General features: G+C 28.4%; 9 protein-coding genes and 1 other annotated feature. All 9 genes read left to right on the top strand.

What is annotated here, in order from left to right; all coding sequences use genetic code 11:
- Window positions 1-83 precede the first annotated feature (83 nt).
- The 9 genes from ACTHW2_RS07330 to leuS all read left to right on the top strand — a co-directional run bounded on the left by ACTHW2_RS07330 (window position 84) and on the right by leuS (window position 9,353).
- Window positions 84-449: a sigma-E processing peptidase SpoIIGA gene (locus tag ACTHW2_RS07330; protein WP_442263301.1), complete on the top strand. Its 366-nt coding sequence runs from the start codon at window positions 84-86 to the stop codon at window positions 447-449.
- Window positions 443-976: a sigma-E processing peptidase SpoIIGA gene (locus tag ACTHW2_RS07325; protein ID WP_442263300.1), complete on the top strand. Its 534-nt coding sequence runs from the start codon at window positions 443-445 to the stop codon at window positions 974-976. The genes ACTHW2_RS07330 and ACTHW2_RS07325 overlap by 7 nt, the downstream gene beginning before the upstream one ends.
- Window positions 977-986: 10 nt before the next feature.
- The gene (gene sigE / locus ACTHW2_RS07320) at window positions 987-1,706 is read left to right on the top strand and encodes an RNA polymerase sporulation sigma factor SigE (protein WP_442263299.1); all 720 of its coding nucleotides are present in this window, start codon (window positions 987-989) and stop codon (window positions 1,704-1,706) included.
- 128 nt (window positions 1,707-1,834) lie between these two features.
- Window positions 1,835-2,608, top strand: coding sequence for an RNA polymerase sporulation sigma factor SigG (gene sigG, locus ACTHW2_RS07315; protein WP_442263298.1), 774 nt, complete (start codon window positions 1,835-1,837; stop codon window positions 2,606-2,608).
- A 133-nt stretch (window positions 2,609-2,741) separates the two neighbouring features.
- The gene (locus tag ACTHW2_RS07310; protein WP_442263297.1) at window positions 2,742-2,984 is read left to right on the top strand and encodes a YlmC/YmxH family sporulation protein; all 243 of its coding nucleotides are present in this window, start codon (window positions 2,742-2,744) and stop codon (window positions 2,982-2,984) included.
- 67 nt (window positions 2,985-3,051) lie between these two features.
- A complete protein-coding gene (nrdR, locus tag ACTHW2_RS07305; protein ID WP_442263296.1) occupies window positions 3,052-3,480 on the top strand; it encodes a transcriptional regulator NrdR in 429 nt (142 codons plus the stop codon).
- Window positions 3,481-3,777: 297 nt separating this feature from the next.
- Window positions 3,778-5,103, top strand: coding sequence for a replication-associated recombination protein A (locus ACTHW2_RS07300; protein ID WP_442263295.1), 1,326 nt, complete (start codon window positions 3,778-3,780; stop codon window positions 5,101-5,103).
- Between the two features lie 154 nt (window positions 5,104-5,257).
- Window positions 5,258-6,646: an asparagine--tRNA ligase gene (asnS, locus tag ACTHW2_RS07295; protein WP_442263294.1), complete on the top strand. Its 1,389-nt coding sequence runs from the start codon at window positions 5,258-5,260 to the stop codon at window positions 6,644-6,646.
- A 48-nt stretch (window positions 6,647-6,694) separates the two neighbouring features.
- Window positions 6,695-6,891 (top strand) — a binding site (T-box leader).
- A gap of 50 nt (window positions 6,892-6,941) precedes the next feature.
- A complete protein-coding gene (leuS, locus tag ACTHW2_RS07290) occupies window positions 6,942-9,353 on the top strand; it encodes a leucine--tRNA ligase (protein WP_442263293.1) in 2,412 nt (803 codons plus the stop codon).
- The last annotated feature ends 5 nt before the right edge of the window (window positions 9,354-9,358 follow it).

Below are 9,358 nucleotides of genomic sequence, written 5' to 3'. Positions count from 1 at the left end.
AATGTAAATAAACGTAGTAAATATGCGAGTTGTAGAGTTCTGCAACGAGCTATTCAATAGTACTTAAATATAAGGAGGAAGTTTTGTATATTATATTAGAATATTATTTATTAGAAAATTTTATAATAAATTTCTTGATCCTTTATAGTACTAAAACTATTACTAAAAATAAAACAAATATTAGTAATATAATATTGGGTACAGTGTTTGCAACTTTATATTCTTTAGTTTTCTTTTATCCTTCATTACTATTTTTGACTAATCCATTTATGAAACTTATTTTATCTTTATTTATAGTAAAGATAAGTTTTAGAAGCAAAACTTTAAAATCATTTTATTATGAATCGATTGGATTTTATATTATATCTTTTATTTTTGCTGGTGTTATTCTAGCATTGAGTTGGAATGTAAATTTACCTACTAGTTTATTAGAAAAAAATATTTGTTAGAAATATTCCAAATCAAATATATTATTCTTGGTACAATAATAGCTTTTATTCTAATAAAAATAATATTTACCTACAATCACAGTAAAAACATGAAAAAAGAATATATTTACCAAGTGGAGATATATTTTAAAGATAAATTTAAAAGTATTACAGCTTTAGTAGATACTGGAAATTCTTTAGTAGATCCTTTTTCTAAAAAACCTGTATTTATTGTGGAACTTAAAGAAATAGAAACGATTATTCCTTCAAAGATTAAAGAGATAGTTTTAAGCTTATCTGAAGGTAATATTATTAGTTTTGAAGATATAATAGATGAAACAAATAAATATTTTCCAGTGATACCGATACCTTTTAAATCAATTGGAAATAAAGGAGGGATAATACTTGGATTTCAACCAGACTATGTAATAATACGATCATCTGAGGAGGAAATCTATAAAAAAGATATAATAATTGGGATATATGATGGGGAACTTTCAGAAGAGATGGAATATAATGGGTTATTACATTATGAAATTACTTTTTAGGAGGAATAGAATGAAAATTTCAAAATTTAAATTTAAATTTAAAATTTGGTTATTTAAGGTTTTAAATAGGATAGGAATAACTAAAAGAATAGACTATATTGGCTCGGGAGAAGTTTTACCTAAACCACTTAATACAGAAGAGGAAGCATATTATCTAAACAATTTGAAAAATGATGAATCAATAAAAGGTATACTTATAGAAAGAAATTTGAGACTAGTTGTATATATAGCAAGAAAATTTGACAATACAAAGATAAATATAGAGGACTTAATTTCTATAGGAACAATCGGACTTATAAAAGCAGTTAATACATATGATCCTGATAAAAAGATAAAGCTTGCAACGTATGCCTCCAAATGTATTGAAAATGAAATACTTATGCATTTGAGAAAAACAAATAGAATTAAAAACGAGATATCTTTTGATGAACCATTAAATATAGATTGGGATGGGAATGAACTTTTATTGTCAGATATACTCGGGACAGAAGGAGACATTATATATAAATATATTGAAGAGGAAGTAGATAAAAATTTATTAAATCAAGCTATAGAGACATTATCTGTAAGAGAAAAAACTATTATTAGGCTTAGATATGGACTTTCTAGTGGATTTGAAAAGACTCAAAAAGAAGTCGCCGACCTACTTGGTATATCACAATCCTATATATCTAGACTTGAAAAAAGGATAATGAAAAGATTACAAAAAGAAATGAGTAAATTAGTATAAAATATTATTGGATTTTCCAATAATATTTTTTTCTTTTTATTCAATTTAACTTTTAAAATGAATAAAAATATCTCTAAAGGCAATAATTTAATTAGAAAGGGGCAAATGACAATGAAAGGAAGATCATAATGCATATATCTAAAGTGGAGATTTGTGGTGTAAATACTGCTAAACTTCCTGTTTTAACTAATGATGAAATGCAAAAGCTATTTATTAAAATAAAAGCTGGAGACCTAGAAGCTAGAGAGGAATTTGTACAAGGAAATTTAAGGCTTGTTTTAAGTATTATACAAAGATTTAAAAAAAGAGGAGAGCCTGTAGACGATTTATTTCAAGTGGGATGTATTGGACTTATAAAAGCTATAGATAACTTTGATTTAAGTCACAATGTGAGATTTTCAACTTATGCAGTTCCTATGATAATTGGAGAGATTAGAAGATATTTAAGGGATAATAATCCCATAAGAGTTAGTAGATCTTTAAGAGATATAGCTTATAGAGCTTTGCAAGCTAGAGATGAACTAGTATATAAAAATTCAAAGGAACCTACTATAGTGGAGATTGCAGAAAAACTAGAACTTCCAAAAGAAGATGTAGTTTTTGCACTGGAGGCAATTCAAGATCCTATATCTTTATTTGAACCCATTTTCCATGATAGTGGGGATTCAGTTTTTATTATGGATCAAGTAAAGGATGAAAAAGAGGAAGATAATATATGGGCAAGTGATATAACCCTTAAAGAAGCTCTAAAGAAAATAAATAAAAGAGAAAGAGATATATTAAATCTAAGATTTTTTGAAGGTAAAACTCAAATGGAAGTAGCTAATGAAATTGGAATTTCTCAAGCTCAAGTATCTAGACTTGAAAAAAATGCTTTATTGCAAATGAGAAAATATATTTAAAGTTAAAATCCATCTAATAGTCATGATATAGAACAATATGAATATAGATATAGTAGAGTATAAATAAAAGAAAACATCAGATAAAGAAATCTGATGTTAACTTTTATTTTAAATAAGACAAGAGGTGGATTATATGATAAAATTATCTGATATAAAAATGAAAGAAGTTATAAATATTGCAAGTGGAGAGAGATTAGGGTATATATATGACTTTGAGATCAATACAGAAGAAGGAATAGTAGAAGCGGTAGTGTTACCAGATAATACCAAAGGCGGTGGTTTTTTTTCTAAACCTATTGATATAACCATAAATTGGAATGAAATAGTTAAAGTTGGAGAAGATATAATTCTTGTTGATTTTCCAAATTTAGACTAGTCTTTCTAGACAACAGCTTTTTATTAGCTTATAATATATATAAGATATGTATAAAGAGGTGAAAAAGATGAAATGCCCTTATTGCGAATTTTTAGAATCTAAGGTTATTGATTCTAGACCTACAGATGAAGGACAAGCAATTAGAAGAAGACGTGAATGTACAAATTGTGGGAAAAGATTTACTACTTATGAAAATATTGAAAAAATTCCTATAATAGTTGTAAAAAAAGATGGTAATAGGCAAAGTTATAATAGAAATAAGTTATTAAATGGAATAATAAAATCTTGTGAAAAAAGACCAGTGTCTATAAATACTATAGAAAAGATAGTTGACGATATAGAAAAAAAGTTATCTAATTCATTAGAAAAAGAAGTAACCTCTATTGAAATTGGAGAAATGGTAATGAATAAATTAAAAGACATAGATGAGGTATCGTATGTTAGATTTGCATCTGTATATAGACAATTCAAATATTTAAATACATTTATGGACTAACTTAAAAAAATTTTAAATGAATAGTTAATAAAATTAAAAATAAAAGCAAATATTTGCTTTTATTTTTAATTAGTATAGTAATAAATTTTCAAAACAAAAGGGATCTAAATAAACGACATAAAACGAGTATAAGACTTTAGGCATACCTTATGGTACAATTTGTCTGGGTATGTAATTAAAAATGCACACCAAGGCTTTAGATGCTTTTAATTAGTATATTTAAGATGGAGATTAATTGATTAAATATAAAATACATGCTTAAATTTAATAAAATAGAATTAATAAAGTAGGGATAAAATGGATTTATTTACATTGTCAATGGAAGATAAACTTAAAAAAAATGCACCTTTAGCAGATAGATTGAGACCTATAAATCTAGAAGAGTTTGTAGGACAAGCTCATATTCTTGGGGAAAATAAATTTTTAAATAGAGCGATTAAAGCAGATAGAATAAGCTCAATGATTCTTTATGGACCACCAGGGGTAGGTAAAACAACCTTAGCAATGATAATTGCAAATACTACAAATATGAAGTTTGAAAAGTTATCGGCAGTAACTTCTGGTGTCAAAGATATTAGAGAAATTATAAAAAATGCTGAAGAGTATCTGAAAATATATAATAAGAGAACTATACTATTTATAGATGAAATACATCGTTTTAACAAATCTCAGCAAGACGCACTTTTACCTTTTGTAGAAAAAGGTATTATAATTTTAATAGGTGCTACTACCGAAAATCCATATTTTGAAATCAACAAGGCTCTTTTATCAAGAGCTATGGTTTTAACTTTAAAACCTCTTTTAAATAAGGAGCTTTTAAAGCTCTTAAATAGTGCCTTATCTGACAAAGAAAGAGGTCTTGGAGATTATAATGTAGATATAGATAAGGAAGCTATAGATTATTTAATAGGAGTTTCTGAAGGGGATGGAAGGATATTCTTAAATTCTTTAGAAATTGGAGTTTTATCTACTCCAAAAGAGAAAAATGGTCAAATAAAAATAGACTTAGAAGCAATAAAAGATTCTATACTTGTTAAAACTGCTAAATATGATAAGGGTGGAGATGAACATTACAATACTACTTCAGCCTTTATAAAAAGTATGAGAGGAACAGATCCTGACGCTACACTTTACTATTTAGCAAAAATGATAAATGCAGGGGAAGATCCTAAGTTTATAGCTAGAAGAATTATAATAGCTGCCTCTGAAGATGTAGGAAATGCTGATCCAAATGCTCTAGTAGTAGCAAATGCTTGCTTTGAATCGGTGAGAAATATTGGTATGCCCGAAGGAAGAATTGTTCTAGCGCAAGCAGCAATATATGTAGCAACAGCTCCAAAATCTAATGCATCTTATTTAGCAATCGATGAAGCATTAGAAGATATAAGGAATAAAAGAACAGGAGAAATACCAGAGCATCTACAAGATACCCACTATAGTGGAGCAAAGGATTTGGGTAGTGGAAAAGGTTATAAATATCCTCATGATTATCAAGATTCTTTCGTAAAACAAAACTATTTACCTTTAGGATATAATGATAAAATATACTATAAACCTACTAAAAATGGATATGAAAAAACAATAAAAGAAAGATTAGATAAACTATTGAATAATTATAAATAAAATAATTTTAATTAGAAAAGGGTATAATTAACTGTAATGGAAAATTATCTATTTACTATCGATTTAATACAGTGAAATAAGAATTACTATTCCTTATGTAATGAGAGCTTTTTATGATATAATAAACTTTAGTATTTATATATGGGGGTAAATTATGAAAAGAAACATTAAAGAAATTTATAAAGACGTAGAAAAATATTTAGAAAAAGAGATTGTATTAGAGGGGTGGATTAGAAATATAAGACCTTTGAAAAAGTTTGGTTTTATTGAGCTAAATGATGGAACTTTTTTTAAAGGTATTCAAATAGTATATTCTGATGAGTTGTCTAATTTTGATGAAATTGAAAAACTTAACTTGAGTAGTTCTATAAAAGTAAAAGGAATATTAAAATCCACACCAAAAGGTAAACAAGCTTTTGAAATACAAGCTAGGGATATAGAAATAGAAGGTTTTTCAACAAGTGATTATCCACTACAGAAGAAAAAACATAGCATGGAATATTTAAGAACTATTGCACATTTAAGACCAAGAAGTAACACCTTTAGTGCAGTTTATAGAGTTAGATCCATTGCTTCATATGCCATCCATAAATTTTTTCAAGATAGAGATTTTGTATATGTCCATTCTCCTGTAATAACTTCAAGTGATGCTGAAGGTGCTGGGGAAATGTTTAAAGTAAGTACATTAGATTATAAAAACATACCATTCAATGACGATGGAAATGTAGATTATAAGGAAGATTTTTTCAGCAAATCTACTTACCTTACTGTTAGTGGACAATTAGAAGCAGAAGCTTTTGCACTTGCTTTTAAAAATGTTTATACTTTTGGACCTACTTTTAGAGCAGAAAATTCTAATACTTCAAGACACGCAGCAGAATTTTGGATGATGGAACCAGAGATTGCATTTGCAGATCTAAAAGACAATATGGATTTGGCAGAAGATATGATGAAATATGTAATATCATATGTCAAAGAAGAAGCTAAGGAAGAAATGGAATTTTTTAATAAATTTATAGACACAGGTCTTATTGATAGATTAGATAATATAATAAATTCAGAGTTTGAAAGAATAACTTATACTGAAGCTGTAGAGATATTGGAAAAGTCTAAAAAGAAATTTAAATATCCAGTAGAATGGGGTATAGATCTTCAAACTGAACATGAAAGATATATAACAGAAGAGATATATAAAAAACCAGTATTTGTGACAGATTATCCAAAAGCAATAAAAGCATTTTATATGAGGGAAAATAATGATGAAAAGACTGTAGCTGCTATGGATCTACTAGTTCCAGGAGTTGGTGAAATAATAGGAGGAAGTCAAAGGGAAGAAAGATTAGACTTATTAGAAAAGAAGATAGTAGAAAATGGAATGAATCCTGAAGATTATTGGTGGTACTTGGAACTTAGAAAATATGGTGGAACAAAACATGCAGGTTTTGGACTAGGATTTGAAAGGCTTATCATGTATATGACAGGTATGGGAAATATAAGAGATGTAATTCCCTTTCCAAGAACAGTTAATTCAGCAGAATTTTAAATAAAGCTTGATTAAATCTACCTTATTGGATATAATATCTATAAAATTAGAAATACAATGAAAAGAAGTAGTAAAGTTATAGACACTTAAAGAGAGCTATTGTTTGGTGTAAGATAGTATTGTCTTAATTTGAACTTGTCTTAGAGTAGTTGAGATTAAAAGTCTTAACCGGATAAATACCGTTATATTTTAAGTGGATTATATCAAAAAGAGTGGTACCGCGGAACTAACCTTTCGTCTCTATTAGAGATGGAAGGTTTTTATATTTTTATGATCAAACAATAGGAGGAAAAAAATGATAGAATATGAACCTAGGAAATTAGAAGAAAAATGGCAAAAAATATGGGATGAAAAAGAACCTTTTAAAGCCTTAAATGATTCAGATAATGAAAAATTCTATGCTTTAGTAGAATTTCCTTATCCTTCAGGAGAAGGTCTTCATGTAGGTCATCCTAGACCTTATACTGCTTTAGATATAGTATCTAGAAAGAGAAGACTTGAAGGATATAATGTTTTATTTCCAATGGGTTGGGATGCCTTTGGACTTCCAACAGAAAACTTTGCTATGAAACATAAAATTCACCCTGCCACAGTTACAAAAAACAATATAAAAAAGTTTAAAGCACAACTTAAGTCAATAGGATTTTCATTTGATTGGTCTAGAGAGATAAATACAACTGATCCAGAATACTATAAGTGGACACAATGGATATTTTTAAAATTATTTGAAAAAGGCCTAGCTTATAAAAATGAGATGCCTATAAACTGGTGTACTTCATGTAAAGTAGGACTTGCAAATGAAGAGGTAGTTCAAGGAAGTTGTGAAAGATGTGGTTCGGAGGTCATACAAAAAGTAAAAAATCAGTGGATGCTTAAAATAACTGAGTATGCTGATAGATTAATAGATGACTTAGAAGATTTAGACTATATAGAAAGAGTAAAATCTCAACAAATAAATTGGATTGGAAAATCCATAGGTGCAGAAATAGATTTTCCAATTGCAAATAAGGATGAAAAGCTTAAGGTGTTTACTACTAGGCCTGATACTTTATTTGGTTCTACTTATATGGTTATATCTGCGGAACATCCATTAATTGAAAAATATAAAGAAGACATAGAAAACCTAGAAGAGATAGGTGAGTATCAGAAAGAAGTAAGCAAAAAATCTGATTTTGAAAGAACGGAACTATCTAAAGAAAAAACAGGTATTGAAATAAAAGGGCTTAAAGCAATAAATCCTGCAAATAAAAAAGAAATACCAATTTGGATTTCAGATTATGTACTTATGACTTATGGTACTGGAGCAATAATGGCAGTACCTGGTCATGATACAAGGGACTATGAATTTGCAAAAGAATTCAATCTTCCAATTATAGAAGTAGTAAAGGGAGGAAATATAGAAAAAGAAGCATTTACCGATATAGATGATGGAGTTATAATAAATTCTGATTTTATAAATGGAATGAATGTAGAAGAAGCCCAAAAGTATATGATAGCATGGCTTGAAGAAAATAATCTTGGTGAAAGTAAGGTTAACTTTAAATTAAGAGACTGGGTATTTTCAAGACAGAGGTATTGGGGAGAACCAATTCCAATAGTTCATTGTGATGAATGTGGATGGGTTCCTGTACCAGAGGATGAGCTACCTGTAGTTCTTCCAGAGTTAGAAAATTATGAACCTACTGAAACAGGTGAATCTCCTCTTTCAAAGATAAAGGACTGGGTAAATACTACTTGTCCAAAATGTGGTGGTGATGCTAAAAGAGAAACTGATACCATGCCTCAATGGGCTGGTTCTTCTTGGTATTATTTAAGATATATAGATCCTCACAATGATGAAGAACTAGCTTCAGATGAAGCTTTAAAATATTGGATGCCTGTAGACTGGTATAATGGAGGAATGGAACATACAACTCTTCATCTACTTTATTCAAGATTTTGGCATAAGGTTTTATATGATGTTGGAGTAGTAAATGAAAAAGAACCTTATAAAAAAAGAACTTCCCATGGTATGATTTTGGGAAATAACAATGAAAAAATGTCTAAATCTAGAGGAAATGTAGTTAATCCTGATGATATAGTAAATATTTATGGTGCGGATACTCTTAGAGCATATGAAATGTTTATAGGAGACTTTGAAAAATCAGTTCCATGGTCAGAAAATGGAGTAAAAGGTTGTAGAAGATTTTTAGAAAGAGTTTGGAAAGTTCAAGAAATTTTGGTGGATGGAGATATTCATACAAAAGAATTAGAATCAAGTATCCACAAAACTATCAAAAAGGTATCTGAAGACTTTGAACACCTAAAATTTAATACTGGAATAGCAACTTTAATGACTCTTTTAAATGAATTCAATGATAATGGAAAAATTACAAAAAAAGACTTGAAAACATTTATAATTTTATTAAATCCAGTAGCACCACATATAACAGAGGAAATATGGGAAAATTTAGGATTAGAGGGGTATCTTCATAATTCTGAATGGCCAACATATGATGAAGAAAAAACAAAAGATAAAGTTGTTGAACTTCCAGTTCAGGTAAATGGAAAAGTAAGAGGAACTATAGAGGTAGATGTTGATGCAAGTAAAGAAGAGGTAATAGAAAAAGCTAAAGATGATGAAAATATATTTAGATTTCTGGAAGATAAAACTGTGATAAAAGAAATATTTATTCCCGGGAAAATATTTAATATAGTAGTAAAGTAATAAAT

It is taken from the genome of Tissierella sp. (assembly GCF_052089545.1).
Taxonomy (GTDB): Bacteria; Bacillota; Clostridia; order Tissierellales; family Tissierellaceae; genus Tissierella_A.
This window is presented reverse-complemented; position numbering and strand designations above follow the sequence as displayed.

Excerpts from the sequence above, each read along its gene's own strand:
- sigE (WP_442263299.1), top strand. The coding sequence starts at position 987 with ATGAAAATTTCAAAATTTAAATTTAAATTTAAAATTTGGTTATTTAAG.
- sigG (WP_442263298.1), top strand. The coding sequence starts at position 1,835 with ATGCATATATCTAAAGTGGAGATTTGTGGTGTAAATACTGCTAAACTT.
- ACTHW2_RS07310 (WP_442263297.1), top strand. The coding sequence starts at position 2,742 with ATGATAAAATTATCTGATATAAAAATGAAAGAAGTTATAAATATTGCA.
- nrdR (WP_442263296.1), top strand. The coding sequence starts at position 3,052 with ATGAAATGCCCTTATTGCGAATTTTTAGAATCTAAGGTTATTGATTCT.
- ACTHW2_RS07300 (WP_442263295.1), top strand. The coding sequence starts at position 3,778 with ATGGATTTATTTACATTGTCAATGGAAGATAAACTTAAAAAAAATGCA.
- asnS (WP_442263294.1), top strand. The coding sequence starts at position 5,258 with ATGAAAAGAAACATTAAAGAAATTTATAAAGACGTAGAAAAATATTTA.
- leuS (WP_442263293.1), top strand. The coding sequence starts at position 6,942 with ATGATAGAATATGAACCTAGGAAATTAGAAGAAAAATGGCAAAAAATA.